The sequence below is a fragment of the uncultured Bradyrhizobium sp. genome (assembly GCF_936943645.1).
In the GTDB taxonomy this organism is placed as follows: Bacteria; Pseudomonadota; Alphaproteobacteria; order Rhizobiales; family Xanthobacteraceae; genus Bradyrhizobium.
The window spans coordinates 72253-97782 of record NZ_CAKZJO010000083.1 but is presented as its reverse complement, the minus strand read 5'-3'; the positions used below and the strand labels follow the sequence as shown (position 1 = coordinate 97782).

Annotated in this window: 34 protein-coding genes; 21 read left to right on the top strand and 13 right to left on the bottom strand. The window is 65.7% G+C overall.

What is annotated here, in order from left to right; translation table 11 throughout:
• The first annotated feature begins 9 nt into the window (after positions 1–9).
• The 3 genes from minD (at position 10) to Q0743_RS23745 (ending at position 1496) form a co-directional block, all read left to right on the top strand.
• Positions 10–825: a septum site-determining protein MinD gene (gene minD, locus Q0743_RS23755; RefSeq protein WP_298243906.1), complete on the top strand. Its 816-nt coding sequence runs from the start codon at positions 10–12 to the stop codon at positions 823–825.
• The gene (minE, locus tag Q0743_RS23750; protein ID WP_097660833.1) at positions 822–1103 is read left to right on the top strand and encodes a cell division topological specificity factor MinE; all 282 of its coding nucleotides are present in this window, start codon (positions 822–824) and stop codon (positions 1101–1103) included. Before minD ends, minE begins: the two co-directional genes overlap by 4 nt.
• Before the next feature lie 207 nt (positions 1104–1310).
• Complete coding sequence (locus tag Q0743_RS23745; protein WP_094974415.1) at positions 1311–1496, top strand: hypothetical protein; 186 nt, start codon at positions 1311–1313, stop codon at positions 1494–1496.
• A gap of 5 nt (positions 1497–1501) precedes the next feature.
• Here the strand turns inward: Q0743_RS23745 and Q0743_RS23740 are convergent, their stop codons facing one another.
• From Q0743_RS23740 to Q0743_RS23730, 3 genes are all read right to left on the bottom strand, one after another.
• A complete protein-coding gene (locus tag Q0743_RS23740; RefSeq protein ID WP_298243905.1) occupies positions 1502–3613 on the bottom strand; it encodes a PAS domain-containing protein in 2112 nt (703 codons plus the stop codon).
• A 132-nt stretch (positions 3614–3745) separates the two neighbouring features.
• On the bottom strand, positions 3746–4099 hold the full coding sequence (locus tag Q0743_RS23735) for a hypothetical protein (RefSeq protein WP_367184937.1): 354 nt from the start codon (positions 4097–4099) through the stop codon (positions 3746–3748).
• A 6-nt stretch (positions 4100–4105) separates the two neighbouring features.
• Positions 4106–4495: a hypothetical protein gene (locus tag Q0743_RS23730; RefSeq protein ID WP_298243904.1), complete on the bottom strand. Its 390-nt coding sequence runs from the start codon at positions 4493–4495 to the stop codon at positions 4106–4108.
• A 131-nt stretch (positions 4496–4626) separates the two neighbouring features.
• Here Q0743_RS23730 and Q0743_RS23725 point away from each other — a divergent pair, with 131 nt between their 5' ends.
• The gene (locus Q0743_RS23725; protein ID WP_298243903.1) at positions 4627–5412 is read left to right on the top strand and encodes an SDR family NAD(P)-dependent oxidoreductase; all 786 of its coding nucleotides are present in this window, start codon (positions 4627–4629) and stop codon (positions 5410–5412) included.
• Here the strand turns inward: Q0743_RS23725 and Q0743_RS23720 are convergent, their stop codons facing one another.
• Positions 5413–5643, bottom strand: coding sequence for a hypothetical protein (locus Q0743_RS23720; protein ID WP_298243902.1), 231 nt, complete (start codon positions 5641–5643; stop codon positions 5413–5415).
• Between the two features lie 361 nt (positions 5644–6004).
• Positions 6005–7051 (bottom strand): hypothetical protein, encoded by a 1047-nt coding sequence (locus Q0743_RS23715; protein WP_298243901.1) that lies wholly within the window; start codon positions 7049–7051, stop codon positions 6005–6007.
• Between the two features lie 347 nt (positions 7052–7398).
• On the opposite strand from Q0743_RS23715, the gene Q0743_RS23710 reads away from it, so the two are divergent.
• The 3 genes from Q0743_RS23710 (at position 7399) to Q0743_RS23700 (ending at position 9312) form a co-directional block, all read left to right on the top strand.
• Entirely contained in the window at positions 7399–8016 is a 618-nt protein-coding gene (locus Q0743_RS23710; RefSeq protein WP_298243970.1) for a L,D-transpeptidase, read from the top strand.
• A gap of 112 nt (positions 8017–8128) precedes the next feature.
• A complete protein-coding gene (locus tag Q0743_RS23705) occupies positions 8129–9112 on the top strand; it encodes a hypothetical protein (protein ID WP_298243900.1) in 984 nt (327 codons plus the stop codon).
• A gap of 17 nt (positions 9113–9129) precedes the next feature.
• Positions 9130–9312: a hypothetical protein gene (locus Q0743_RS23700; protein ID WP_298243899.1), complete on the top strand. Its 183-nt coding sequence runs from the start codon at positions 9130–9132 to the stop codon at positions 9310–9312.
• 10 nt (positions 9313–9322) lie between these two features.
• Here Q0743_RS23700 and Q0743_RS23695 read toward each other — a convergent pair whose 3' ends face one another.
• Both Q0743_RS23695 and Q0743_RS23690 read right to left on the bottom strand, forming a co-directional pair.
• Positions 9323–9757 (bottom strand): hypothetical protein, encoded by a 435-nt coding sequence (locus tag Q0743_RS23695; RefSeq protein ID WP_298243898.1) that lies wholly within the window; start codon positions 9755–9757, stop codon positions 9323–9325.
• A gap of 120 nt (positions 9758–9877) precedes the next feature.
• Positions 9878–10342, bottom strand: coding sequence for a MarR family winged helix-turn-helix transcriptional regulator (locus Q0743_RS23690; protein WP_298243897.1), 465 nt, complete (start codon positions 10340–10342; stop codon positions 9878–9880).
• 101 nt (positions 10343–10443) lie between these two features.
• On the opposite strand from Q0743_RS23690, the gene Q0743_RS23685 reads away from it, so the two are divergent.
• The 5 genes from Q0743_RS23685 to Q0743_RS23665 all read left to right on the top strand — a co-directional run bounded on the left by Q0743_RS23685 (position 10444) and on the right by Q0743_RS23665 (position 14911).
• Positions 10444–12402, top strand: a complete 1959-nt coding sequence (locus tag Q0743_RS23685; RefSeq protein WP_298243969.1) for an FAD-binding monooxygenase — start codon at positions 10444–10446, stop codon at positions 12400–12402.
• 156 nt (positions 12403–12558) lie between these two features.
• Positions 12559–13602, top strand: coding sequence for an SH3 domain-containing protein (locus Q0743_RS23680; RefSeq protein ID WP_298243896.1), 1044 nt, complete (start codon positions 12559–12561; stop codon positions 13600–13602).
• A 177-nt stretch (positions 13603–13779) separates the two neighbouring features.
• Positions 13780–14058 (top strand): hypothetical protein, encoded by a 279-nt coding sequence (locus tag Q0743_RS23675; RefSeq protein ID WP_298243895.1) that lies wholly within the window; start codon positions 13780–13782, stop codon positions 14056–14058.
• Between the two features lie 240 nt (positions 14059–14298).
• Positions 14299–14505: a hypothetical protein gene (locus tag Q0743_RS23670; protein WP_298243894.1), complete on the top strand. Its 207-nt coding sequence runs from the start codon at positions 14299–14301 to the stop codon at positions 14503–14505.
• A gap of 73 nt (positions 14506–14578) precedes the next feature.
• The gene (locus Q0743_RS23665) at positions 14579–14911 is read left to right on the top strand and encodes a hypothetical protein (RefSeq protein ID WP_298243968.1); all 333 of its coding nucleotides are present in this window, start codon (positions 14579–14581) and stop codon (positions 14909–14911) included.
• A 15-nt stretch (positions 14912–14926) separates the two neighbouring features.
• Here the strand turns inward: Q0743_RS23665 and Q0743_RS23660 are convergent, their stop codons facing one another.
• From Q0743_RS23660 to Q0743_RS23650, 3 genes are all read right to left on the bottom strand, one after another.
• Positions 14927–15496: a TetR/AcrR family transcriptional regulator gene (locus tag Q0743_RS23660; RefSeq protein WP_298243893.1), complete on the bottom strand. Its 570-nt coding sequence runs from the start codon at positions 15494–15496 to the stop codon at positions 14927–14929.
• Complete coding sequence (locus Q0743_RS23655) at positions 15496–15840, bottom strand: multidrug efflux SMR transporter (RefSeq protein ID WP_298243892.1); 345 nt, start codon at positions 15838–15840, stop codon at positions 15496–15498. The genes Q0743_RS23660 and Q0743_RS23655 overlap by 1 nt, the downstream gene beginning before the upstream one ends.
• 182 nt (positions 15841–16022) lie before the next feature.
• Complete coding sequence (locus Q0743_RS23650) at positions 16023–16688, bottom strand: O-methyltransferase (protein ID WP_298243891.1); 666 nt, start codon at positions 16686–16688, stop codon at positions 16023–16025.
• A gap of 97 nt (positions 16689–16785) precedes the next feature.
• Here Q0743_RS23650 and Q0743_RS23645 point away from each other — a divergent pair, with 97 nt between their 5' ends.
• Both Q0743_RS23645 and pdxY read left to right on the top strand, forming a co-directional pair.
• Positions 16786–17418 carry a TetR family transcriptional regulator gene (locus Q0743_RS23645; protein WP_298243890.1) on the top strand — a complete coding sequence of 211 codons (633 nt, stop codon included), beginning with the start codon at positions 16786–16788 and terminating at the stop codon, positions 17416–17418.
• A gap of 91 nt (positions 17419–17509) precedes the next feature.
• Positions 17510–18328 carry a pyridoxal kinase gene (pdxY, locus tag Q0743_RS23640; RefSeq protein ID WP_298243889.1) on the top strand — a complete coding sequence of 273 codons (819 nt, stop codon included), beginning with the start codon at positions 17510–17512 and terminating at the stop codon, positions 18326–18328.
• A 5-nt stretch (positions 18329–18333) separates the two neighbouring features.
• On the opposite strand, the gene Q0743_RS23635 is transcribed toward pdxY, so the two are convergent.
• The gene (locus Q0743_RS23635) at positions 18334–19638 is read right to left on the bottom strand and encodes a hypothetical protein (protein WP_298243888.1); all 1305 of its coding nucleotides are present in this window, start codon (positions 19636–19638) and stop codon (positions 18334–18336) included.
• Positions 19639–20098: 460 nt separating this feature from the next.
• Here Q0743_RS23635 and Q0743_RS23630 point away from each other — a divergent pair, with 460 nt between their 5' ends.
• Together Q0743_RS23630 and Q0743_RS23625 are read left to right on the top strand one after the other, a co-directional pair.
• Positions 20099–20347: a hypothetical protein gene (locus Q0743_RS23630; RefSeq protein ID WP_298243887.1), complete on the top strand. Its 249-nt coding sequence runs from the start codon at positions 20099–20101 to the stop codon at positions 20345–20347.
• A 244-nt stretch (positions 20348–20591) separates the two neighbouring features.
• Complete coding sequence (locus Q0743_RS23625; protein WP_298243975.1) at positions 20592–20831, top strand: hypothetical protein; 240 nt, start codon at positions 20592–20594, stop codon at positions 20829–20831.
• Positions 20832–20849: 18 nt separating this feature from the next.
• Here Q0743_RS23625 and Q0743_RS23620 read toward each other — a convergent pair whose 3' ends face one another.
• Entirely contained in the window at positions 20850–21419 is a 570-nt protein-coding gene (locus Q0743_RS23620; protein WP_298243886.1) for an Ada metal-binding domain-containing protein, read from the bottom strand.
• A 124-nt stretch (positions 21420–21543) separates the two neighbouring features.
• Between Q0743_RS23620 and Q0743_RS23615 the strand changes: the two genes are divergently transcribed.
• The gene (locus Q0743_RS23615; RefSeq protein ID WP_298243885.1) at positions 21544–21960 is read left to right on the top strand and encodes a nuclear transport factor 2 family protein; all 417 of its coding nucleotides are present in this window, start codon (positions 21544–21546) and stop codon (positions 21958–21960) included.
• Positions 21961–22049: 89 nt separating this feature from the next.
• Positions 22050–22970 (top strand): DMT family transporter, encoded by a 921-nt coding sequence (locus Q0743_RS23610; protein WP_298243884.1) that lies wholly within the window; start codon positions 22050–22052, stop codon positions 22968–22970.
• Positions 22971–23207: 237 nt separating this feature from the next.
• On the opposite strand, the gene Q0743_RS23605 is transcribed toward Q0743_RS23610, so the two are convergent.
• The gene (locus tag Q0743_RS23605) at positions 23208–23558 is read right to left on the bottom strand and encodes a zinc ribbon domain-containing protein YjdM (protein ID WP_298243883.1); all 351 of its coding nucleotides are present in this window, start codon (positions 23556–23558) and stop codon (positions 23208–23210) included.
• Positions 23559–23766: 208 nt separating this feature from the next.
• On the opposite strand from Q0743_RS23605, the gene Q0743_RS23600 reads away from it, so the two are divergent.
• From Q0743_RS23600 to Q0743_RS23590, 3 genes are all read left to right on the top strand, one after another.
• Positions 23767–24126, top strand: a complete 360-nt coding sequence (locus tag Q0743_RS23600) for a cytochrome c (protein WP_298243882.1) — start codon at positions 23767–23769, stop codon at positions 24124–24126.
• A gap of 236 nt (positions 24127–24362) precedes the next feature.
• The gene (locus tag Q0743_RS23595) at positions 24363–24767 is read left to right on the top strand and encodes a VOC family protein (RefSeq protein WP_298243881.1); all 405 of its coding nucleotides are present in this window, start codon (positions 24363–24365) and stop codon (positions 24765–24767) included.
• Between the two features lie 51 nt (positions 24768–24818).
• Positions 24819–25478, top strand: a complete 660-nt coding sequence (locus Q0743_RS23590; RefSeq protein ID WP_298243880.1) for a cell envelope biogenesis protein TolA — start codon at positions 24819–24821, stop codon at positions 25476–25478.
• The last annotated feature ends 52 nt before the right edge of the window (positions 25479–25530 follow it).

Sequence of the window (25530 nt, the reverse complement as noted above, 5' to 3'; positions counted from 1 at the left end):
ATTTCAGAAATGGCCAAGGTACTGGTCGTGACATCAGGCAAGGGCGGGGTCGGCAAGACCACGACGACCGCCGCCCTGGGAGCAGCGCTGGCGCAGCGCGGCGACAAGGTCGTCGTCGTCGATTTCGACGTCGGCCTGCGCAACCTCGACCTCGTCATGGGCGCCGAGCGCCGGGTCGTGTTCGACCTCATCAACGTGGTGCAGGGCGTTGCGAAACTCCCGCAGGCGCTGATCAAGGACAAGCGGCTGGAAAACCTCTGGCTGCTGCCGGCCTCGCAAACCCGCGACAAGGATGCGCTGACGGAAGAGGGCGTCGGCAAGGTCATCGACGAGCTGCGTGCCCGCTTCGACTGGGTGATCTGCGACAGCCCGGCCGGCATCGAGCGCGGCGCCTCCATGGCGATGCGCTTTGCGGATGAAGCCGTGATCGTCACCAATCCCGAAGTCTCCTCGGTGCGCGATTCAGACCGCATCATCGGCATGCTCGATTCCAAGACCGTGCGCGCCGAGAAGGGCGAGCGCGTCGAGAAGCACATTCTCATCACCCGCTACGACCCCTCGCGCGCCGCGCGCGGCGAGATGCTGACCATCGAGGACATCCTGGAGATCCTCGCAACGCCGTTGCTGGGCATCATCCCCGAGAGCCAGGACGTGCTGCGTGCCTCCAACGTCGGCACGCCGGTGACCCTGTCGAACGCCGACGGTGCGCCTGCGCGGGCCTATATCGACGCGGCGCGCCGGCTCTGCGGCGACACCGTGCCGATGCAGGTGCCGACCGAGCGCAAGGGCTTCATGGATCGTCTGCTGCGACGGAGGGCTGCATGAGCATGGGTCTGCTCCGGCTTCTCCGCGGCAACAAGGCGTCTGCACCCGTCGCTCGCGAACGGTTGCAGATCCTGTTGGCCCATGAACGCGGAATGCGCGGCCAGCCCGACCTGCTCGGCGTGCTGCGTGAGGAAATTCTCGCCGTCGTGTCCAAGCATGTGATGCTGGATCCGACCAAGGTCATCGTGCGGCTCGAGCGCGGCGACGAGGTCTCGACCCTCGAGGTCGATATCGAGGTGCCCAACGATTTCGAGCGCAAGAAAGTGGCGGTCGCGTAAGGGCGCGGCCGGCGACTCCAAGCTTTGGGGTGGGTGAGAAGGCGGTCCGCCGGGCATGGCGGGCCGCCTTCGTCGTTCCGGGGGGCGAGCTCCAGCCAATGCCGATGTGATCGGCGCGGCCGGAACGGTGATCACGGCGAGATCGTTGTCCTGGACGCGGAGCGCCGAGCCGGGCGCCGCGGTTTCCTCATAGCCGGAGAAAAGCCCATGATGTCCGAGGTCCAGGTCCATACCGTTGCGCGGCAGATGCTCGAACAGCACGGTTTTGCTGCGATCGCGAAGGCTGCCGAACAGGCCCAGGCCTGCGAGGGCCGCGGCGAGGCCGACGAGGCCAAGGAATGGCGCCACATCGCCGACGCCATGAAGATCATGCGCGGGCCCGCCCACAGCTGATCTTTTCATGACCGGTCGGTTCCGTCCTTGATCATCTCGAGGACGCGGGCAGCCAGCGCCTCGACCACGAATGGCTTTGTCAGCACCTGCATGCCGGGGGCGAGTTGGCCGTTGCCGATGATGGCGTTCTCCGCGTAGCCGGTGATGAACAGCACGTTCAGCGCCGGCCGCGTGGTGCGCGCGGCATCCGCGAGCTGGCGGCCGTTCATGCCGCCGGGCAGGCCGACATCGGTCACGAGCAGGTCGATCCTCGCGTCCGATTGCAGGATGTTCAGGCCAGTCGGCCCGTCATGTGCTTCCAGCACGTTGAAGCCGATCTCCTCCAGCGCATCGATCAGCAGCATCCGGATCGAGGGCTCGTCATCGACGATCAGGATGGTGTGGCTCGCCTCTGGGCGCACCGCACTCCTGTTGGCGTGTGGCGCAGGCTTGTCGCTTTCCTTGCCGTAATGGCGCGGCAGATAGAGGCACATGGTCGTGCCCTGGCCAACCTCGGAATAGATCCGGACCTGGCCGCCGGACTGGCGGACGAAGCCGTAGACCATGGACAGTCCGAGGCCGGTGCCCTGGCCGATCGGCTTGGTCGTGAAGAATGGCTCGAAGGCGCGTGCGATGATCTCGGGCGTCATGCCCACGCCGGTGTCGGTGACGCAGAGCGAGACGTATTGGCCGGGACTGAGATCGCGTTCTGCGGCGGCGTGCTCGTCCAGCCAGCGGTTGGCGGTCTCGATCGTGAGCCGGCCGCCGCCGGGCATCGCGTCGCGGGCGTTGATGCACAGGTTGAGCAGGGCATTCTCGAGCTGTGAGGCATCGATCAGCGTCGCCCACATTCCGCCTGTTGTGACGACCTCCACGGCGATCTCCGGACCGACCGTACGGCGGACCAGCTCCTCCATGCCCATCACGAGGCGGTTCAGATCGGTCGGCTTGGGATCGAGCGTCTGGCGCCGCGAGAAGGCCAACAGCCGGTGCGTCAGTGCGGCCGCCCGCTTGGCGGCGCCTTGCGCCGCCGTCACATAGCGGTCGATGTCCTTGATGCGGCCCTGGCCGAGCCGGACCTGCAGCAATTCCAGCGAGCCAATGATGCCGGTGAGCAGATTGTTGAAGTCGTGCGCGAGACCGCCGGTGAGCTGGCCGACCGCCTCCATCTTCTGCGACTGCCGCAGCGCTTCCTCCGCCTCGCGCAGCCGCTCCTGCTCCTTCAGGCGATCTGTGACGTCGTAGCTGAACTGGTAGGCGCCGAGCGGCTGGCCGCTGCCGTCGCGCAGGCAGTTGAAGCGCATCTCATAGAACCGGCGGGCCCGCCCGGGCGCGCCAAACTCGGCGATCTCGACGAACGCTTCTCCGGCGAGGGCCCGTGACCAGACGGCGCGGACGGCGTCGCGATGCTCGGGTTGATCCTCAAGCAGCTCAAGCATGTTGTCACCGACCTTCGGCAAGATGCCGTAGATGCGGTGAAATTCGCGCGCCGACGCCCCGTTGATGGCAAGCCAGCGAAAGTCCGGATCGACGACCTGGACGAAGGCATCGGTGCCCTCGACGAGGTCGGCCATCAGCTTGCGCTCGGCCAGCGCCGCCACCACGCGCGCTTCGAGCGTCTCGTTGAGCTGCTGCAGGGCCCGCTCGGCGCGCTTGCGCGGCGTGATGTCCTGAAACAGTACGGCGACCTGCTTGCGGCTCGCGGGCTCGACACGAAAGGCGGCGAGTTCGAGATGACGGCCGGTGGCGACCAGCTCACGCTCGAAGCGGATCGGTTGGCCCGTCAGCAGCACACCGCGATAGAGCTCCACCCAGCCATCGGCCTCGTCCGGGACCATCTCCCGGACCTTCTGGCCGACCACATCGGGAATGCCGGCGTGCTGGGTATAGGCAGGATTGGCTTCGACGTGGACGTAGTCGCTGAGCGGTCCATGCGGCCCATCGAAGAACTCGATGATGCAGAAGCCTTCGTCGATCGAGTTGAACAGCGTCCGGTACCGCTCCTCGCTCTCGGCTAGCGCGGATTCGGCCTGGCGGCGCAGGGTCTGGTCGGCTGCCCCGAGCGCCTTCAGGCGGGCGTTTTCCTCCTCCAGCGCCTTCAGACGGCGTTGGAGGTCCTCAAACTCGATCGAATCCACGAGCGCTCGCGGGGTTGGCGTTTCCAAGGGCCGCTCCTCGGCCCTGTCCACGGTATGGAACGATCATACGCACCGTGGCAAGCCAACGGCTTAACGCGGATGGAACCCGAGAGTTCCCGCGGCGCTGGCGGCTCAGCGCTCGCCCTGATCGGTGTCACGTACGCCGGACTTGTGCTGCGTCTGCGGCTGGCCATGCTCACCCGTCTCCTTGCACGGGAGCGGCTCCCAGGATCCGTCCGGCGCCTGCTGGTAGGCACTGCACGCGGACGACGCGGCTGCTTTGTCCTCCGCTTTCTGGGCACCGGAGTTCTTCGCCAGTGCCGGGGTGGCCAGCGCCGCGCCGGCAGCGAGCGCAGCGGTGAAAACGAGGTGAGCAATCCGCATGGGCTTCTCCTGTTCGAAGACGCCCGCATGCTGGCGAGGAATGTGACGATTATTGGCCGTTGCCGGGGTTCCTTTTGGCGTGCTTAACGAAACGACGGCCATTTGTTGCTAACCGCCCTTGGCGCGGATCAGGCCGGCAAGGTTGGTCTTCTGGGCCTCGCACCATGTCGGCATGCCGAGGCGGCGCTGGTTGAGATCGGTTGCCTGGGTCGCCACCGCAACCTCGGCCATCAAATCGTCGTCCTGCTTCTCGCCCATCTTGCCGCCGGTGTGCATCCAGGCGATTGCCTTGCGCACCTTCTCGGTGGTGCCCTCGGGCAGGTGCATCTGCTCCGCCTTCTGCACGAGATCCTGGTAGACGACGTCCGTGCCCGGGCATTCGACCTTGGCGGCGAAGGCCTGCAAGACCAGCGTCACATAGGTCGAGCGTGGGTGGTCCTCGGCCTGGGCCGGAGCGGCGATCAGCAACAGGCCAGCCATCAGGAAACCGTAGCGCATCCTTGGTATCTCCTCCGATTTTTTTGGGAGGCTAGCGTCCGGCGGTCGGCTCCGCAATGGTACCAGGGCGAATTTGTCGCTCCTCGCTGCGGTGCGCTATTGTGGCCCGCATCCCGGCCTTGGAGCGCGACATGAGCTTGTTCAGCACGCCGTTCGATCCCATCCGTGACGCGGCGCTCGTGACCGGCGCGGGCAACGGCATCGGCCGCGCGATCGCGCAGGCCCTGGTCGGCGAGGGCATCCGGACCGTGTTCGCAGACGTCAGCGCCGAGCGGGTAACGGCCGCGATCGCGGCCTGTGCGAAGCCTGAACTGGCGGTACCCTGGGTCGGCGACCTCGCCGAGCTCGAGGCGTGCGACGCATTGCTTACCTCCGCGAACGCTGCATTGGGCGAGATCACGCATTTCGTTCACAGCGCATCGCCGCCGCGGCGCGAGGCAGATCATGCGCTCGCGGTCGATCGAAGAACCTGGCAGCAGATGCATGCCGTCAATCTCGATGCCGGCTTCCACCTGGCGCGCGAACTCGCCAAGCGGCTGATCGCGGCGAAGCGGCCGGGCTCGTTCCTGTTTCTCACGTCGCTGCATGCGGGCACACCGCGCAACCTGCCGCATTATTCGACGGCGAAGGCGGGGATGGCGATGCTGGTGAAAGAGCTGGCCAAGACGTTTGGCCGTTACGGCATCCGCGTCAACGCGCTGGTGCCTGGCGCGATCGCGGCCGGCGGGTTCGTTGCGGATGCTTCCTTGGCGAAACACATTCCGCTCGGGCGTCTCGGCGAGGCCCGTGACCTCGCGCCGATGGCGCTCACGGTGCTGTCGGACAAGCTGTCCGGTTACGTTACCGGCGCGTCCTTCGTCGTCGACGGCGGCTTGTCGTTGACCAACTGGTTCGAGCCGCCCGCGCTGGACGAATAGTCAGCGGCGCCAGGCCGGCACCGGATCGAGCGGCGTGCGATAGATCTCGTTGTGATCGCGATCGGTGACGCGCACCGCGCAACCCTTCTGCTGCAGCTCCGGCTTCACCTGTGACAGCTCGCAGGCCAGTTGATCGGCGCGATCGGAGGCAACCTCGATGTCCTCGAGAATGATTCCGCCCTGGTTCCTGAACTCTTCACCAACCACAAGATCGAAGGAGTAGTAAGGCATCCGAATTCCCCGATGTGAGGAGCTGAGCTTCGGTGGAAGTCTCAACGCATGTCGGATGCTACCACTGAGTCGATATCCAGGGGGTGAACGGGCCGCGCAATCTCTGTGCTTATGGCGCAGAAATGATGTGCAGGGTGTGAGCGCATTAACATTTAATTAAATATGTCGGCGCGATCATAAGGCATGGAATTGCAGCAGAACCGGGCTCCGGGAACCGGCAGCTGCAAGAGAAGGCCGCCGGCATAGATCCCGACGGCCTTTTCTCATGAGCGGGAAATGATCTGCGCATCGCTTTCCGTAATTGCCCGGACTCAACGCATCACATCGACCCGGACAGCGTAGGCGGGTGCTGTTGAGCGGTTTAGCGCAGCGGCATCGGCGGACGTACGACGGGTCCGTCGTCATCGGCAACGGCTTGAGTCGTGGTGGCCGGTGGCGGCGGCATCGCGGCAGCTTGTGAAGGCGGCGGTGGAGGCGCGAGCGGTGCCGGCGAATAGGCCGGCATGTAGGTGCGCGACACAACCGGCTTCGGCTTGTGAACCGGCGCCGCCGCCGCAGGCTTCGGCGGCAGCGCAGCGGCGCGTGCGCGCGGATCAACCGGCCTCGCATCGGCAACCGGTTTCGGCGCCGGCGGTTTGGCCATCTCGCGCGCCATCTGCTCTTGTCCGGCTTTCAGCTCGGCGATGTTGGCCTTGAGCTGCTCGATCTGCTGCGCCATGGCGGCGAGGTCGCGCGTCATCGATTGCACCGACTGCGCGGCATCCGATGCTGTCGCCGCGGGCGCGGCGGCCGCAACCTGAACCGGGGGCGGCGCGACGGGTTCAGCTGCCGCTTGCTCGACAGCCGCTTGTGCCACCGGCGGAGCGGCGTGCTCCGCAGGCGGCGAAGCTTGCGCGACGGCGACCGGCGCAGTCTGCGCTGTGGAAGGCAGCAGCGACGTCAGCGATGCCAATGCAGGGGTCCATTCGGCGAGCACCTGCTTGGCCTTGTCGCCATGCTGCTCCCAGGCGATCGTGGCGGCCGCGCTTGATCCGGCAAACAGGAACGTGACGAACGCACCGCGCAGCCACTTGCGTACGGCGGATCGCTTCTGCGGGCCACGACCCTCGTTCGCCGCGACGCGTATGGCGGTGTCGACCGAGGGCGGTGTCGTCGGCTGCGGCTCCGCAACAGGACTGAACTTCGGCTCCACGGAGATCTTGCGCTCCAGAGAGGCCTTCGGCTCCGGCGCGAATTTCGGCTCAGGTCGCGGCGCGACGTCGGGCGCCAGCGCGGGCGCAACACTGATCGGGCGTGAGGCCAGCACAATGTCGGGCGAGATCTGAATCGCGTCGTGCGGATCGTTGTCCTTGACCGTGTCCTTCACGATCTCATCGACGATTTGCTTGGGGTTCAGCGTCGCGAGCATCGCAGCTCCTCTGAGGCCCAGGCGCTTGAAGCCCGGGTGTTAAGTCCTGGTCGTCCGCATTGGCGCGAGCCGATCTGTTGCAGTGAACCCACCCAAACGGATGAGCCCGACCCAAAGACGCACGAGTCCAGCCGGGTTTGACCAAAGCAAGGCGAGGGGATGGAGATGATGCGACGCTCTTCCGCCGTTTGTGGTGATGGAACCCGACCGGGCGAACACGCGCAATTGTTCCGTGTTGCCTTGTTTTCAGCACGATTTGGGCAGCATCTGGCGACGCTGGGGGTGCTGCTATCCGCTATCGGGGGCCGGCGGTGCCAAGATTCATAATTGCCTTGTTCGCTGTTGCCATGCTGCCGCTGGGCGGCTGCATGCAGGCAACGCTTTCGCCGTCGACCGACGCGAGCATGACGCCGCGCGACCGGCAGTTGCTCGCGCATACGCCTTACGCCCAGGCGAACGTGCCCGAGCAATATCTTCGTCACGTCGTCGATTACCAGCGCAAGGAGCAGCCGGGCACCATCCTCGTCGATACCGACGCCCGCTACCTCTATTACGTCCTGCCGGACGGCAAGGCGATCCGCTACGGCGTTGCGGTCGGCGAGGAAGCCATGGCGTTTTCGGGCGTCGCGCGGGTCGGCCGCCTGGCGGAATGGCCGGACTGGGTTCCGACGGCAGATATCCAGGCGCGGCTGGGACCTTATCCGGCGCGTGTTCCCGGCGGCCCGGCCAATCCGCTGGGCGCGCGCGGCATCTATCTCTATGTCGGCAACAAGGACACGCTCTACCGCATCCACGGCACCAATCAGCCCGAATATATCGGGCAGGCGATCTCGTCCGGCTGCATCCGGATGCGCAACGAGGACGTGATTGATCTCTACGACCGGGTGAAGCTCAATTCGATGGTCGTGGTGCTTCCGCCCGGACAGAGCGCGCGGGCCGAGGCGGGTGGCAGCTGGCGTGGGTAAGGCGGCGCGCGCATGAGCCGACCAGCGTCCTGGTCTGCGACAATTTTAGTTATTGCTTTGCACGGTCCCTAACGTCTCGCGCCTAGCGTGCAGCGAGCAAGGGGTTGCTCGCATGTATCTCGTGAAGAATTCGCCGCGCGCGCTGTTCGCCGCGTTGATTCCGCTGGCCATCGTCGAAGCCGTGCTGCTGGTCTTCGCTCTCGCGGGAGGACAGCTGACCGATCCCGTCGGCGTGCCGGCGCCGGATCAGATCCTGATGTCGTATGCCGGCCGCATGGCGATGAACGCGGCCTTGCTGTTCGCCGGACATATCGTGCTGCGGCAGTGGACTGTCTCGAGCCGGCTTGCCTATGGCCTGATGGGCGGCGTCATGGCGGCTTTGAGCTACGGCATTGCCATCCGCAACCACATTCAGCTGGCCGCGCCCGGCGACGGCACGGTGATGACGATCGGTCTGGTGCCGACCATCGCGGGAATGATCGCTGGATTCCTTTACGGCCAATTCGCCGGGCTGAGCCCGGTTGCGCGCGCAGCCGTGCAGTCTTCCGCCGCCGATGGATCAGGGACGCCGCCGCTGGTGTTCAACGGGCCGGTCCGGGTCCGCTCGTCCTTCGCAGGCATTGTGATCGCCGCACTGATACCGACCGTGCTCGCAACTCTGCTGCCCTACACGTTGGTGCCGTTGCTGATGAACGGCTTCGGTGACAAGAGCACCGCGCATATTTTCGCGGCGGTGATCCCGGCGCAAACCTTCATGGTCATGATGGTGATCTCGGTCATTCCTTCGAGCATCTTCATGCTCTGCGTTCACCACGTCGCGCGAGCTTCGAGCCGTCGCAATGCGTGGGAATATGCGGCGATCGGCGGCGTGGCAGCCTTCGCCTGTGCGCTGTTGCTCGCGTTTGCGGTGCCGCTGCTTGCCCTTCTCGTGGTGCCGGCGGCATTCTGCGGGGCCGTCATGGGCGCGATCTATCGCCGCTTCGCCGGCCTCGAGCCGATGCCGCTACCGGAAGCGGTGATCGCGACCGATCCGAACACTTTGGTCGATGCCGATCATCCCTCGCGCCACCAGCATGGCGTCATTCTCAGCAACTGATCGCTGGGGACAAGGAAATGAAGGAGATTGCGGCGCTCGCAGCGGGACTGGCGATCGCGGCCGTGGCGGCGCTCTGGTTCGCGACCGGTCCCGTGGTTGTGAATGCCGAGATCAAGCCGCTTCAGCCGAGCGCGGATATGCCGGTCTTCACGCCCGTTCCGACCGAACTGGCCGGCCCGACCGGGCACAACAACCAGTGACAATTGCGCCCTAGTTTTCGGGCCGGGCGACGCGCCATTGCAGTGTGGTGGCGGTGCCGTTGGCATCGCCCGGCGCCTTGTCCGCGGGCGAGGTGTAGAGCGGGCGATAGCGATACGCCCACATCCTGCTGCCGTCGTTGCGGCTGATCACGGTGAAGTCGCCGACGGCCCTGGCATCGGCCGTCGCGGCGAGCGGCACCCAGCTCTCGGTGCACTTGCCGTTGCAGTTCGACGTCTTTCCGGTGGTATCGCGCTCGTAAGTGTAAAGCGTCATGCCCTTGAGATCGACGAGCTTGGGACCTTGCTTGGTGATGACCACCTTTGCCGGCGCGGTCGTCGCTTCGGGCTTGGGCGGAGGAGGGGCATCGCCGCCGCCATGGCCGTTTGCGAGCGCAGGAGCGGCAGAGAGCGCGATGGCCGCCGCCGCGATGAGACACCTGAACATCCGAAACCCCCGAACGACAAAGTTAATCGCGCGTTAAGCGCAGAATGTTGCCGACCGTAGCAGCCGAAAGTTAGTTCCTGGTTTCGCAGGCCTGCGACAATTACGGACAAGGATACCGGTTCACGCCTGAACGTCGCGCAACGGCGCCCGGCTCAGATCGTTGCCGGCGGCAATCGCCTTGCGCAATAGCCGCATCAACTCCTCGCCCTCTTTCGCGCTGAGGCCGCGCAGCATGATGCGCTGGGCGGACTCCACGGCCGGCGTGATCTTGCGCAGCGTGCGCCGGCCCTCGTCGGTGATCTCGAGCTCACGGGCGCGGCGGTCGCGGCTGGAGGCGCGGCGCTCGGCCAGGCCCTTCTGCACGAGGCGATCGATCACGCCGGTGATGGTGGTGCGATCATAGGCGATCAATCCTGCGAGCGTCACCTGGTCGAGCCCCGGATTGGCCTTGATGGTCGCAAGCGCGGCGTATTGCACCGGCGTCAGGTCGAAGCCGGCACCTTCGACCTCGGCCAGGAACACCGCGACCGCGATCTGCTGGAAGCGGCGCGCCAGATGCCCGGGCATGTCGTTGTTGTCTTTCACCGAATTCTCCGTTGCGACAAGGACGGCGCGGATTGTTGACAAGTATACTGATAGTCAGCATACTGATCAATATCGAAGAAGTCGTTGCGGGAGAGGTGCTCATGCAATTCCATCTGAATGGATTTCAGCCGGGCGACCCGGAGATTGCCGATCCTGCCGATCCTGCCGATCCTGCCGATCCTGCCGATCCTGCCGAGCGTGTTCGGGTCTCGGGTGCGCAAGGCGCTGTGCCTGATGAGGTCGATGTCCTCATCGTCGGCTGCGGACCTGCAGGCCTCACGCTTGCGGCGCAACTGGCGCAATTTCCTGACATCACGACCTGCATCGTCGAGCAGAAGCCGGACCGGCTGCTGGTCGGGCAGGCCGACGGCATCGCCTGCCGCACCATGGAGATGTTCCACGCCTTTGGTTTCAGCGAACGGGTGTTGAAGGAGGCCTATTGGGTCAACGAGACGACGTTCTGGAAGCCGGACGAGCGGCGGCCCGAGACGATCATCCGCAGCGGCCGGGTGCAGGACGTCGAGGACGGGCTGTCGGAATTCCCGCATGTCATCCTCAACCAGGCGCGCATCCATGACGGCTTTCTCGACGTCATGCGCAAGTCGCCGGCCAAGCTCGAGCCCCATTACAGCCGCCGCTTGCTCGACCTTCAGGTCGATCCGGCCGCCGGTCCTGACGACCACGCCGTGACCGTCCGCCTCGAACGCGTCGATGCCGCGAACGAGGGCAAGGTCGAGACGGTCAAGGCGCGCTACGTGGTGGGCTGCGACGGGGCCCGCAGCACGGTGCGCAAATCGATCGGCCGCGAGCTGCACGGCGATTCCGCCAACCACGCCTGGGGCGTCATGGACGTGCTGGCCGTGACCGATTTTCCGGACATCCGCTTCAAGTCCCTGATCCAGTCGGCGAAGGACGGCAGCCTGCTGATCATCCCGCGCGAAGGCGGCTACATGGTCCGCATCTATGTCGAACTCGCCAAACTCGACATCGGCGAGCGCGTCGCCAATCGCAACATCAGCGCTGACGACGTGATTGCAAAGGCGCAGCGGATCCTGAAGCCGCATACGCTTGATGTGAAGGAGATTGCCTGGTGGTCGGTCTACGAGATCGGCCAGCGCCTGACCGACAAGTTCGACGACGTGCCGGAGGCGGAAATCGCAACGCGCCTGCCGCGGATCTTCATAGCCGGCGATGCCTGCCACACCCATAGCCCGAAGGCGGGGCAGGGCATGAACGTCTCGATGCAGGACGCCTTCAATCTCGGCTGGAAGCTTGCTGCAGTGTTGTGCAAGCAGGTGGCGCCGGATCTGTTGCATTCCTACTCGGCGGAGCGCCAGGCTGTTGCCAAGGAGCTGATCGACTTCGATCGCGAATGGGCCGGCATTCTCGCCTCTGCCGCCAAGGCCGGCGGCGCCGATGCCGCCAGGACGCAGGACTATTTCGTCCGCCACGGCCGCTACACCGCGGGCACGGCGACGCATTACACGCCGTCGATCCTCACCGGAGCGGGCTCGCATCAGCACCTCGCAGAAGGCCTTATCATCGGCAAGCGCTTCCATTCGGCGCCGGTGATCCGGTTTGCGGACGCAAAGCCGGTGCATCTGGGGCATGCGGCGCAAGCTGACGGACGTTTCCGGATCTACGCGTTTTCTCCTGCCGAGAATCCTGCAGCGTCGGACTCGGCCATTCGTCGCTTGTGCAATTTTCTCGCGGAGTCCCCCGAATCTCCGATCCGGCGCTATACGTCCGGAAACTCCGACATCGACAGCGTGATCGATCTGCGCGCGGTGTTTCAGCAGGATCATCGCGAGCTCGCGATCGAGGCAATGCCGTCCATGTTGCTCCCGCGCAAGGGCCGTTACGGCTTGTCCGATTACGAGAAGATGTTCTGCCCGGACCTCAAGAGCGGCCACGACGTCTTTGCCATGCGCGGCATCGATCGGAGTGCGGGCTGCATGGTCGTGGTGCGGCCCGACCAATATGTCGCAAGCGTGCTGCCGCTCGATGACTTTGCCGGGCTTGCGTCCTACTTCGACGCGTTCATGATGCGGATCGAATGACGATGCTGCAGCGTCGCTGACGCGTTGCACTGATGAACGGCGGATGAATATTGAACTGCACGCCGCGTGCGGTTCAGCCTTTTGACGGATGAGACCCTTCTGTGCGGAACGCCCGTTCCGCTGGCGCGTTCCGACTTGAATGAGGAGGAACACGTCATGAAATTCAGGAGCGTTCTAGTTACAGCATTGCTGCTCGCGCCGACAGCCGCACTGGCCGCGCCGGGCATCGTCACCGTCTCGACCGGCCTGCGCGCCGGGCCGGGGCCGGGCTTTCCACTGGTCGACCGAGTCCCCGAGGGTGCCCGCGTCAACATCCATGGCTGCCTGCGCGGCAATGCCTGGTGCGACGTCAGCTTCTCGGACGATCGCGGCTGGGTGTCGTCGCAATATCTCGAGTATCTCTATCGCAACCACTACGTCTATCTGCCCGACTATGTCGACGAGATCGACGTGCCCGTCGTTCCGTTCGTGCTGACATCGTACTGGTCGAGCTATTATGCGGGCCGGCCGTGGTATCACCGCCACGCCCATTGGAATAGCTACTGGAGCTCGCACCAGCGCGTCGCGACGCGGATGACGATCGACCCGCGTGCGGCGCGCATCGGTCGCGCGGCGACACGCGATGCCGCGGTTGCCCTGGAGCGGGAAGGCGTGCGCGGCAAGGGCGCCGCCGCGATCTCCGGACGTAACGCTGCGAACGCACGGCCCGATGCAGCGATCTCGAAGCGCGACGCGGCGATCGCGAAACGCGACGCGGCGATCGCCAAGGGCGACGCTGGGATCGCGACGCGTGACGCTGCAAAACCCGATTCGGCTGTTGCGGTCGACCGGACCCGCGCCGGACGGAGCGAGCGCATCGCGCATGAGCGGAGCAATGTGCACACGCGCAATCCGCGCGATGCCCAGGCACGCATGATGCATGAACGGCAAGCGAGCCCCGCTGCGGTGCGCGCCCAGCCGATGGCGCGTGCGCATGAAGCACCGCGTCTGTCCGCCGCGCCTGCCGCGCGGCCTGCGATGCCGCATGTCGCGCAGCCGAATGTGAGTCGGGGTTCGCCGATGAATGCCCATGCGCAGATGCCGGCGCCGCGAGCGGCGGCACCTGCAATGCCGCACCCCGGCGGTGGTGGCGCTCCCCACATCAATGCGGCACCGCGCGGCGGCGGTGCACCGGCCGGCGGCCCCGGGCAAAAGCACTGAAGTCTCGAGAGCCGAAGCGTCGATCGAAAAGCCCGGCCCCTCGCGCCGGGCTTTTCTCTGTCATGAGCAAGTCGAGAAAATTTAAGTCAGTTCTTCGCGGGCAGATTTCATCGATCGTAACATGTCTACCCAAAGCTGTAAGTATCCACTCGGGGCAGCGGGGCACGGGAGGATGACATGAGACAGAGCCAGGCGGAGACGCGCCGCCAGAATGTCGCGAAGCGTTCGATGACGAAGGAGGCCAAGCAATTGGCCGGACTGATTGCCGGATTGCGCGAATCCCTCGACGGGATCCTCAAGGAACGGACGAGTGCCAAGCTCACCGGCGCCGAGATGGGGCTGCTCGATGAGCGCCGCAACAATTTGCTGCTCACCATCGCAGCCCTCGACGACCGCCTCTCGGCGGTGCAGGGGCTGATTGATCTCGGCCGTCCCCACATCATCCGCGTGCATTAGCGGAGCCCGGACGTGAGACGATCGGTTCCGTCGCCGATGTGACGGGCCGGGGTCCCCGGCAGCCGATCCAGCATGACATGAAGACGGTTCGGGCCGTCGCAGGCATCAGGCCCGCGACCGGAGGAATCGCGTTCCGCAGGCACGCGGATGCCAGCCGCGAGCGACATGCTTTGCGGATGGCACCAAATTGCCACGCTCCCGGCGAATTGCCGCCAAAGCCCGCTGCCACGAGGAGGCCGGGTGCAGGGCGACGCAAGGGGACGCGAATTGGCCTACAAGATGATCGCAGAACGCGACAATGCGAAGTACAGTTTCGCCCGCGAGAGCCGGCTGCTCATCGTGGCGAAGGCGAGGGTGTGGGCGAGCGAAGGGTGGCAGGTCGTGATCACCGATCAGGACGGCAAGGCGTATGCGCCGCCCGAATTCGATCAACTGTCGGCCGCCTGACTGCCTGATGGGGCGAAGGGAACGACGCTTGACATCGCTGTTTCGACCGGGGCGCGACCGGATCGCGCCCGTGATGGGTCTTGCGGCCGCCGCGATCTTGACGGCGACGGTTGCCGCCGCTCAAAATCTCGACGCTGGCAAGCCGCCTGCGAAGCTCTTCGCTGACGGCTGCGCGACCTGCCATCGCAGTCCGCGGGGGCTCGCCAAAGGGCGCTTCAGCCTGACGCTGTCCTGGTTCCTGAAGGACCATTACGCGACCAGCTCGGACTCGGCCAAGGTACTCGCAGCCTATCTGGAGTCGGTCGACGAGCCGCCGCCGGGTGCCGCGGCCAAGCCCGCCAAGAAACCCGCCAGGAAACCCGCGCGGTCCGCACCGCGTCCACCGAAGCCGGCGCAGAGCCAGTAGGCCGCCCGGTTGCTGCTAACCGCGCCGATAGGTCTGCGCGAGCAGCCGTGCGTGCACGGCCCGCAGCTCGGCGCTCATGCGCGTCTGTCCCGTCGTGACATAGGATAGCCAAGCGCCGTCGGCAGCCAGACGCACGATTTGCAAATCGGAAGTTCCGTCGGTCGCGCGATGACGCTTCAGGCGTGCCTTGATCCAGTCGTTCCAGAGCTTGCGCAGCGGCGGATCAGTGACGACGACCATGCTCAACGCTGCCCACGGGGTCGCAAAGCCGAAGGCTTTGCCGGTGAACACCGCATTCACGTAAGCCCGCGTGAAGCTGCCGCGTCGCTTTGGATCGGCTTCGACGGCGGCGTCAATCTCGGCATCGACCCGGGCGAGGAGATCGGCAAACAGGCCGTCGATCAGCGCTTGCTTGCTGCCGAAGTGATGAAACAGCCCGCCCTTGGTGACGCCGGCCGCCTCGGCGACTGCCTGCACCGTGACGCCGGCGACGCCGTGGTCCATCGCGATCGCCGCGGCGTGGTCGAGCAGGGCGCGCCGGACCTGCTCGGGCTGCTTGGCACGGGTGTAGCGATTTTCCGGCATCAATGCGCCGTGGTCTGCGAGAACAGGTTGATGATCACGACCCCTGAGACGATCAGGGCGAGGCCGACGAAGGCTGCGGCGTCCAGCATCTGTCGGAACAGCACGAACGAGACGGTGGCGGTCAGGATGATGCCGACCCCACCCCAGATCGCATAGGCGATGCTCAAGGGGATGACGCGGATCGCGATCGACAGCGCGTAGAACGAGGCGACGTAGAACAGCACCATGGCCAGCGTCGGCCAGGGCCGCGTGAACTGCGCGGATTGCTGCAGGAAGGCCGATGCCGTGACCTCGAGAATGATGGCGAGGGCGAGCGCCGCATAGGCATTGAAGGTGGAGGTCATGGTCAGCTCGGGGCGAAAGAAAGATACCGCGCGGTAGGTATGTTTAGCACGCGGCTCTTGGCTTTGGCCCGCAGCAGGTATCACATGTGAGTGACGAGCCTGCGACAGGGGAAGACGGGCGTGAAGCCGCCGCGTGATGAATCGCGCAGCGGCTCCAGCTGGTCGCGGCGGTTCGACCCGTGTCAGTTGATCCGGACGGAGAGCTCGATGTCTTCGGCGAACGGCGTCGACATGTAGCCGCTTCCGGCCTTGCGGACGCGCGCCAGATAGTCCGGGCTGTCGTCGGCATTGTCAGCGACGATGATCGCGCCAGTCCCGAGATGGCCTTCGAGCAGATCGAGGATCTCCGGGTAGAGCGCCTTGGCGCCGTCGAGCAGCACGAGATCGATCGTGTCGGGCAGATCGGCACTGAGCGTCTTCAGCGCGTCGCCTTCACGGATTTCGACGAGATCGATCAAGCCGCCGGCGATGAGGTTTTTTCGCGCCCGAGCCGCCTTGGACGGTTCGAACTCGCTGGTGATGAGGCGGCCGCCGCCATTGTCGCGCAAGCCCGCGGCAAGGTGCAGCGTCGAGATGCCGAACGATGTGCCGAACTCGACGATCGTCCGGGCGCGCGAGCTGCGCGTCAGCATGTAGAGCAGCGTTCCCGTTTCGCGCGAGACCGCGAGCGGGACGTCCTTCAGGCGTCCGTACAGGTCGTGGTAGTCGGTCTTGCTTCGCATCATCCGCGCCCGGTCTGCGTCGGACAAGTCGGCGACGGCGGCTCGCATTGCGCCGTTTGCTGCCTCGGCCTCGTCGAACAGGCGATCCAGCAGCGGAGCAAGCGATATGATGGTCGAGGTGGTCATTCGAATTCTCCAGAAGGTGGAAAGGAACGGGTGCTTGCGTGCGGATGGAAATACGACTAATTCGTCGCATTTCCTATTCGCATTGCCGGAGAGCGCGATGGCCGAGCGTCGAAGCCGTTCAATTTCCTCGCGAAAACAGCCGCAACAGGTCCGCTCCAGCGAGCTTGTGGCGGCCATTCTCGATGCCGCTGTTCAGGTTCTGGCGATGGAAGGCGCGCAGCGTTTCACCACGGCGCGGGTGGCGGAGCGGGCCGGGGTGAGCGTCGGGTCGCTCTATCAGTATTTTCCCAACAAGGCCGCGATCCTGTTCCGTCTCCAGAGCGACGAGTGGCGGCGCACCAGCGAGCTACTGCGCGATATCCTCGCGGACCGGACGAAGCCGCCACTGGTGCGGTTGCGCGCGCTGGTCCATGCCTTCATACACTCCGAGTGCGAGGAGGCCGCAATCCGCATTGCGCTGAGCGATGCCGCGCCGCTCTATCGCGACGCCCCCGAGGCGCAGGACGCGCGGGCCGCCGGTGAGGAGATCATCGCAGCGTTCATGCGGGAAGCGCTGCCCAAGGCGCCGAATGCAACGCGCGTGCTTGCCGGCGAGCTGATCAAGACGACGCTGAGCGAGATCGGCAAGCGGTTTTCGGAAGCACCGCGGAGCGAGGCCGAGGTCGCGCGTCACGCCGACGGCCTCGCCGACATGTTCTGCGCCTATCTCGGAGAGTTGGCGCGACGCTGAAGTGCGGGCGCTGCATGAGTCCGGCTTGAAAGTGCCGCGCCATGATCGCTACGCTTGCGTCGCGGCGCGATTGTCCTTACGGACCTCTTTCATGCTCGTCATCTCCATTCAAAGCCAGGTGATCCACGGCCATGTCGGCAACAGCGCGGCCGCCTATGCCATCCAGGCGGAGGGCGTGAACGTTGCGGCGGTGCCGACGACGCTGTTGTCCAACCACCCGCGCTATCCGAGCCTGCGCGGACGGGTGCTGGAGACCGAGCTCGTCGCCGATCTCCTGAAGGGTGTGGAGGATCGGGGCCTCGTCGACGAGGCGGCCGTGCTCGTGACCGGCTATCTCGGTTCGCCCGGCAACGCCGCCGTGATCGCCGACTTCGTCGAGCGGGCGCTCACGCGGAATGCGAAGCTCGTCTATCTCTGCGATCCCGTGATCGGTGATGACGGCCGCGTTTATGTTGCAGACGGCATTTTGGATGTGGTCCGGCACCGGTTGCTGCCGGCCGCAAACCTGACGACGCCGAACCAGTTCGAGCTCGAGCTGCTCTCGGGCCTCACGATCGCTGACGCGCAGGGCCTGCGCGCGGCGTGCGCGGCGCTGGCGGGGACCGGTCGCATCGATGTCGTCGCCACCGGCTGCACGCTCGCTGATACTGCGGCGGGGCAGGTGGAGACGATCCTGTGCGCCAACGGGCAATTGTCGCGCTTTGCGACGCCGCGCCTGCCGATCCGCCCCTACGGCACCGGCGATCTCCTCACCGGCCTGATCGCGGCCCATCTGGCCAAGGGCGCGGCAATGGAGGCAGCGGTGCGGCTTGCGGTCGAGACGATCTTTGCGGTGCTGGTGCGCACACAGGACGCCGGTACGGCCGAGATGCGGCTGGTGCCGCTGCCGACGCCGAGCCGCGCGCCGTAGCGGTCTCAGGTCGCGCGCTTGCCGGCCGATTGCGCCGATTTCTGCGGTTTGGCGGGACCCTTCTGCTCGCGTGCGGCCTGGGCCTTTGGCGGCTTTGCATGGGCCGCGGCGCGCACCACCTTCCTGGACTTCACGCTGGCGACTTGCTTGCCGTCGCCGTTGCCTCGACGCGAGATATACTCGGGGCCGTCGACCGGGCCGACATGCGGCGGATCGCGGCCAAGATAGGGGCGGCCGATGCCATACGCCTTGCCATTGGCATCGACCCACTTCCAAAGAATTTCGGTCGAGACCCAGCGCTGTGCGCGGTTGTTCCCCTGGGTGCTGACGATGTCGGCCGCCATGCCGTGGCCATAGCCGCCGCGCGAGCTGCCGCCATGATAGGAACGGTCGGAGGCGGCCTTCAGGCCGCTCGCGATCGACTGGCGATAATCGTCGCGGAATGCGCTGGTGATGCCGGGCGAGAGGCCGGCGGCTTCGGCGGCGAGCAGCGTGCGAAACAGCTTTTGCTTGAAGCTCTTGTCCATGCCGCCGATCACGTAATCCATCATCGACATGCCGGCGTGTTCGGCCGCCTTCGGATCCTTCCAGCCGAAATCCTCATCGACCAGCTTGGTGAAGCTGCGCATCACCGTGACCGTCTTGCCCTTGCGCTTGATGGCGACGGCGCGGCGCTCCTGAACCTTGATCGAGTCTTCCTTTGCGGTGCGCTGATAGAGCGCCCAGAGATAACGGTCGATGCAGGCATCCATGACGAAGCATTCGTCGAGCACGGCGACGGTATCGGCTGGCGGGGATGCCTTGCTCACAGGCGTGACGGGGCCGCTTGCGATGGCCGCGGGGGACAGCTCGTCCGTCATCACGATCTCGGTGGGATCAGCGGACGCCAGCTTGACGGGTTCCGGGGCCGAGACAGGAGCAGCTTCGCTGACGACGGGCTCCGGTTCAGGCGATATCTGCGGTGCGGGCGGTGTCTCCACCGGCAGGATCAGCGCCGGATCGGCTGAGGCGAGCTGGACAGCGGGGGCGGGCGGCTCGGGCGCGGCTTCAGCGATCGTCGGGGCCGGTGCTGCGGCGACGGCCGCAGCAATGTCGGCGGTCAAGGCGATGCCGTCCTCGATCGTCGCAGCGCGCGGCACGTCGGCGAGGTCGAGCCGGCCGAGATCCTTGGCACGCGAGATCGCAGCCGCATTGGCACCGCTGTTCTCGATGAGGGCTGGAGCATAAGCGGAGAGGGAAAGCGCCAGCCAGCCGGCGAGCACGGCCGACGGGCAAGTGACCGCTACCAGAAGAGACCGCCGATCGTTCATGATCCCTGCCTCCAAACGGTTCTGCCCGAACCCGTCTTGTCCGGACCGTGATGATGCAAACAGTCTTACGCAAACAGTCTTGCACGGAAAGGCACGCAGCACGTCGATTGTTCGGAGGACCGTGTGGCAGCGCAATGGCGCAAATCGGTGAAAACGGGCTTTTCGAAGGGGTGTTGCCGAGGTGCAACGCGAGTTCCATGAAGTGTCTGACCGCCCGGGAAAGCGCGCTGGAACCGTGGCCTGGAAGGCCTGTCGGGTCGATGGCTGGGGCAACGTGCTCGGGGGCTGAGTACCGTCCCTGAGGCATTATCTTGCGGGTCTCCACGATTCGCCCAAGGCCTTGGACGCATTAAACATATCGCCATGCATAACGCGCGCTGTTGCAATGCAACAAAGCATGTCGCAATGCAGCAACTGGGGCCTAAATATGCTCCGACTCTTCCACTCAGGAGCATCACCAATGAACAAGAAGACTCTGACGATCGCCGCCACCATCCTGACGATCGCGGGCAGCACCGCGGCTTTCGCTGCTGAACTGCCGACTTACGAGACCAATGGATTTCCGGTCTCGCCCTTGCAGGTTCGCGTCCTCGGCGCCGCGCATGTCGAGCAGCAGGCTGCTGCGCCGACCACGGTCGCCTCGGTCCACCAGGCCAAGGTCCTCAGCCCTCGCAAGGTGAAGACCGCGACCGTCGGCGTGGCCCACTAAGCTGATATCGTGAATGGCAGGAGGGTTCCGCGGAAAGGCGGGATCCACTGCTTCACACGCGTTCTCGAAGTGGATGCTGCCCGCGTCTCGCGCGTGCAGGAATTGATGGAACTGCTTTGTGCGCCAGCGCCCACCCGTGCAGTGTCTCGGCACGATGAATTGACATCGGTGCGCTGATTGAGACTCCGGTCGCGAAACAAGTTCGCGTGACTATGCCGGCTATGTATGCCCGTTCATAACGGGCGTGATCTCTTTAACAGTTGTTTTGCAGACCGCATTGCTTGATGCGGCGGCCGCATCGTCGCGGCCAATTTTTGAAATCATAATGGAGGCCATCATGCCCGTTGCGCAGAAACTCGTCGCTGCCACCACGTCGCCGCGCGCATTCATTCTCAAGCATACCGCTTTGTTTGCGGCCGCTGCGTTGTTCGTGTTCGTGCTCAGCCTGACGTACGGCCTCGATCTCAGCCCGGGATTTTTCTGAGCAATCGTCGGCAGCGCGCTAAGCTCTCCGCGCGCGGACCGCGCGCAGGCTCGACGGCGAGCGGCCGTAGAGCTCGGCAAAGGCGGCGTTGAACCTGCGCAAGCTGCCGAAGCCGGCCCGAAACGCGATGTCGGTCATGCTGTCGTCGCCGGCATCGAGCAGGCGCTTGGCGCGCTGGACGCGCAGCGTCTTGGCGAGCTGTCGAGGCGTGGCACCGACGTGGCGCTCGAACAGGCGTGCCAGATGACGCGAGGAGATGCCGAGCCGCATCGCCAGATCAACCACCGAGCCTTCGTCGAGCGCGCCGTCATTGATCAGCCTCACGGCACGCGCCACCGTGGAGCGCGTGCCGTTCCAGGCCGGGCAGAACGGCGCAGTCTCGGGACGACAGCGCAGGCAGGGCCGGAAGCCGGCGACCTCGGCCGCCGCAGCGCTCGGATAATAGGCGACGTTGCGCGTCAGCGGCTGCTTGGCCGGACAGACCGGGCGGCAATAGATGCCGGTGGTCTTCACCGCCGTGAAGAAGCGGCCGTCATAGCGGGGATCGCGGCGCAGGCGCGCGGCGTTGCAGACGTCGAAGCTCAGCATGGCCGGATCATAGCGCATGAGGGCAGGGGCGGAAGGGCTGCGGGATGACCGAGTCCGATTGTGGCGAGCTGCAAGGCGCATCGCGGCCTAGAAGGCGCCCCTCAAAGACAAGGAGGAGCGGATCGTGTCCAGCCCGAAAGATATCGTCCTGAACGCCTGGAAGACCTTTTCGTCGCGCGATGCCATGCGCATCGCGGCATTGTTCACCGACGATGCTGAATGGATCGCGCCGAAGGGCAATGCCACGGCCGTCGCGCTCGATCATGCCGACCACATGGCGGGCCCGCACGAGATCGCGCGCTTCATCGCGCAGGAGATGCACAAGATGTTCTCGAACATCGATATCGCCTTCCGCGGCGTGTATGCCGACGGCGACGTCGTGATCGTGGAGGAACGGATGCGCGCGACGTTGCCCGGCGGCAGGCCGTACGAGAACGACTATTGCTTCGTGTTCACGGTGGCGGGCGACCGGATCCGGCAAGTGCGGGAATACATGGATACGCGCAAGGGATGGCGGATGGTCTTCGAGGAGGGGACGTGACGAGCGGCGCCCCCCGCGATCACGGCTGCGGGCCAGCCCTGCGGCTGCGTGGGTTGAGGCGATCGACGCGCTGACGTAAGGCTTGATTCATGGATCAGCGGACGAGCGGCGCTGACGCTCTCACTCGAACGAACGACGCCGCGCCGGCTCTGCTCGGCGTGGCCTGCGGCCTGGCTGCGGCGCTGTTCTGGGCGCTCGGCTTCGCCGGCACGCGGCATGGGCTCAAGGTCGGCTTCACGCCGGTCGATCTGCTCGTGCATCGCTATGTCTGGTCGGGGATCGTGTTCCTGCCGCTGGTGCTGCGCGCCGGCATTGGGGATCTCTGCGGCATCGGCTGGAGCAGGGGCCTCGTGCTGATGGTGCTGGGCGGCCCCGTGATGTCGCTGATCTCCTACACCGGCTTCCTGTTCGTCCCGCTCGGCCATGGCAGCGTGATCCAGCCGTCCTGTGCGACGCTCGGCGGCCTGCTGCTCGCAGCGCTCGTGCTGAAGGAGCACATCTCCGCGTCGCGCCTCGTGGGCGCCCTCGTCATCGTCGCCGGCCTTGGCGTGATCGGCGCGGAATCGATCGGTCATATCGGCGTCGACGGCGTGCGGGGCGATCTGATCTTCGTGCTGACCGGCTTCATGTTCGCCTGCTTCGGTGCAGCGCTGCGGCACTGGCGCGTCTCGGCGGTCTCGGCCGCGCTGGTCATCAACGTGCTGTCGCTGCTGCTGTTGCCGGCCTACATCGCGATTGTCGGGCTCGCCCATGTTGCGGCGATCGGCGTCACCGAAAACGCGATCCAGGCGCTTGCGCAGGGCGTGCTTGCCGGTCCCGCCGCGCTCTATCTGTTCGCGGTCTCGGTGCAGCGCCTCGGCGTTGCCCGCGCCGCCGTGTTTCCGGCCTGCGTGCCGGCGCTGACGCTGATCACCGGCTGGCTGCTGCTCGGCGAGGCGCCGACGATGTTGCAGACCGCGGGCCTGGTGACGGTGCTGTGCGGGTTTTATCTGGCGCAGCGGCAGCGCTAGAACCGCGCCGCAAAAACAGAAGGCCGCCCCACAAGGCGGCCGCTCAAGTCTGAAGACGTGACGCAATCGAACAGGTAACCCTGCAAGCCAGCCCCGGGTCGTGAAAATCGATACGCGCTACAAACGCCTGCCCGGCACGTGGCAGCTTACACCTATTTTTCGGCGGGTTAAGAGGGATTGTGCGTTCCGGAGCTGGAACCGGCGTTAGCCTTACCGCAGGCCGCCGCTGCCGCCTGCCTATGCCTTCCGCACGAACTCCGACTTCAAGTTCATCGCGCCGATGCCGTCGATTTTGCAGGCGATGTTGTGGCCGTCGCTGGCCTCCTGCAGGCGGATGTTGCGCACCTTGGTGCCGCCCTTCACGACCGAGGAGGACCCCTTGATCTTGAGATCCTTGATCACGATGACGCTGTCGCCGTCGGTCAGTGCATTGCCGTTGGCATCGCGGACGCCGGCATCCTGCGCGGTGTCCGCGGCCGCCTCCGCTGTGCCGCTCCATTCATGGCCGCATTCCGGGCAGACCCAGAGATTGCGGTCCTGATAGGCGTGCTCGGAGTTGCAGGCGGGGCATGTCATCGCGTCGGTCATCACAGGTCTCGTCAGGCGCTTCGTTCGGGGCGACCGTAGGGGCCGGAACCAGGAAAGCAAGGGAAAGCTGCGGCAGCCGGGAGCGGCGACCAGCTGAAGGTGCGATATCACCGAAACGGCGCGGCGGGCGCTCTTGACGCAAATCAACCTCGGTCGCTCCGCGCGCCCTAGGCTTTGCGTGTCGGCGGAGCAATGGCGGAGACTGGCGATGTCACACAGCGTTCGAATCTATCTCGGCCTCGCCGTCCTCGTCGCGCTGTCGGTGCTGTTTCTGCTCAGCGTCGTTCACACCGCCGCGGGCGCTCCAAGGTCCGGTCCGCGCGCAATCGCCGAAGGGCATCGCCTGGCGCAGGCGTGGTGCGAGACCTGTCACGCCGTCGAGCCGCACATGGCCGGCTTCTTCGACGAGGCCCCGAGCTTCCAGGCCATCGCCGACCGCAGCGGCACCACCGCGCTGTCGCTCAAGGTGTTTTGGCGCACCAGCCACCGCAACATGCCGAACCTCGTGATCCCTCAAGAGCAGGCGGATGTGCTGTCGGCCTATATCCTCAGCCTGCGCGACAGGTGAGGGCAGCCCCGAGGCATTTTTGCGAAAACAACCCCATGCACAGTAGGGATGTGTTTGATAAGGCTGTTGTTTTCGGTTAAGCCGAACGTTCGGTGAAGCAGAATTGAGATTGCGGCGTCGGGCAGAACAGGCGCGCGGGCCGGCACCCGCCGCCGCGCGAGCGTGCGGCATCATCCCGGGTTGCGCTGCGCGCCATCCGGGCTAGGTTGTCGCGGCAATTCGCAGACGAGCCCGCCATGTCCTTCCTGCTCAACATCGACGTTCCCGATGTGGCGCAAGCCACGCGCTTCTACACCGCCGCTTTCGGTCTCACCGTCGGCCGCCGCTTCGGCACCGATTTCGTCGAGCTGCTCGGCTGGCCCGCGCCGGTCTATCTGCTGACCAAGCAGGCCGGCACGGTCGGTGCCGGCGCCGACCGCCGCCGCTACGAGCGCCACTGGACGCCGCTGCATATCGACGTCGTCGTCGAGGATGTCGATGCGGCCGTCGCACGCGCGGTCAACGCCGGCGCGATCCTGGAGGCGGGCGCGCGCGATGCGCCCTATGGCCGGATCGCGATGCTGGCCGATCCGTTCGGGCACGGCTTTTGTCTGCTGGCGTTCAGCGAGAAGGGATACGATGCGCTGCTGGGGCGTTCGTAGGTCTACGCTTGCTATGATCGCTGGCGGACAGCGAGCCACAATCGGGATGACATGCCGGCAAAGCCGAAACGGAAGCTGAAGACCTACCGGACCTCGCTCGGCTTCTTCGACCAGGCGGTGGCCGCGCCCTCGATGAAGGCGGCGCTCGAGGCCTGGGGCGCGAGCTCCAACCTGTTCCACCAGGGCGCCGCGACGGAGACCGACGACCCCGATATCGTCGCGGCGACGCTGGACAAGCCCGGTGTCGTGCTCAGGCGCCCGGTCGGCTCGAACGGCCCGTTCACGGAGAGCGCCGAGCTGCCGACTGATCTCGGCGAGGTCGAGAGCAAGCCCAGAGGCAAGGTCAAGAGCAAATCCAGAAGCAAGACGCGAGCGAAGACGCGTCCGGCCAAGGCCGCAAAGAAAGCATCCCGCAAGACCGACGAGCAGGCCGCGCGCAAGGCTGCCGCGGCGTTCGAGAAGGAGGAGCGGCGGCGCGAGGCCGCGCGCGCCAAGGAGGAGGCCGCCCGCGCCAGGGAGCGCGCACGCCGCGACAAGGCGGTCGCCGCCGCCGAGGCGGCGCTGGACAGAGCGAGGCGGGAGCACGACACGCGCGCTGAGGAGATCGAGGCCGCCCGCGCCGCGCTGGACGCGCGCGCCGAAGCGGAACAGGATCGCTGGGACAAGCAGCGGATGAAGCTGCAGGAGGCGTTGCGCCGCGCGCGGGCGTAGGCCCGCGAAAGCGCATGGCGCGATTGTCGCGCGCAGCGGCGAGAGCGCGGTT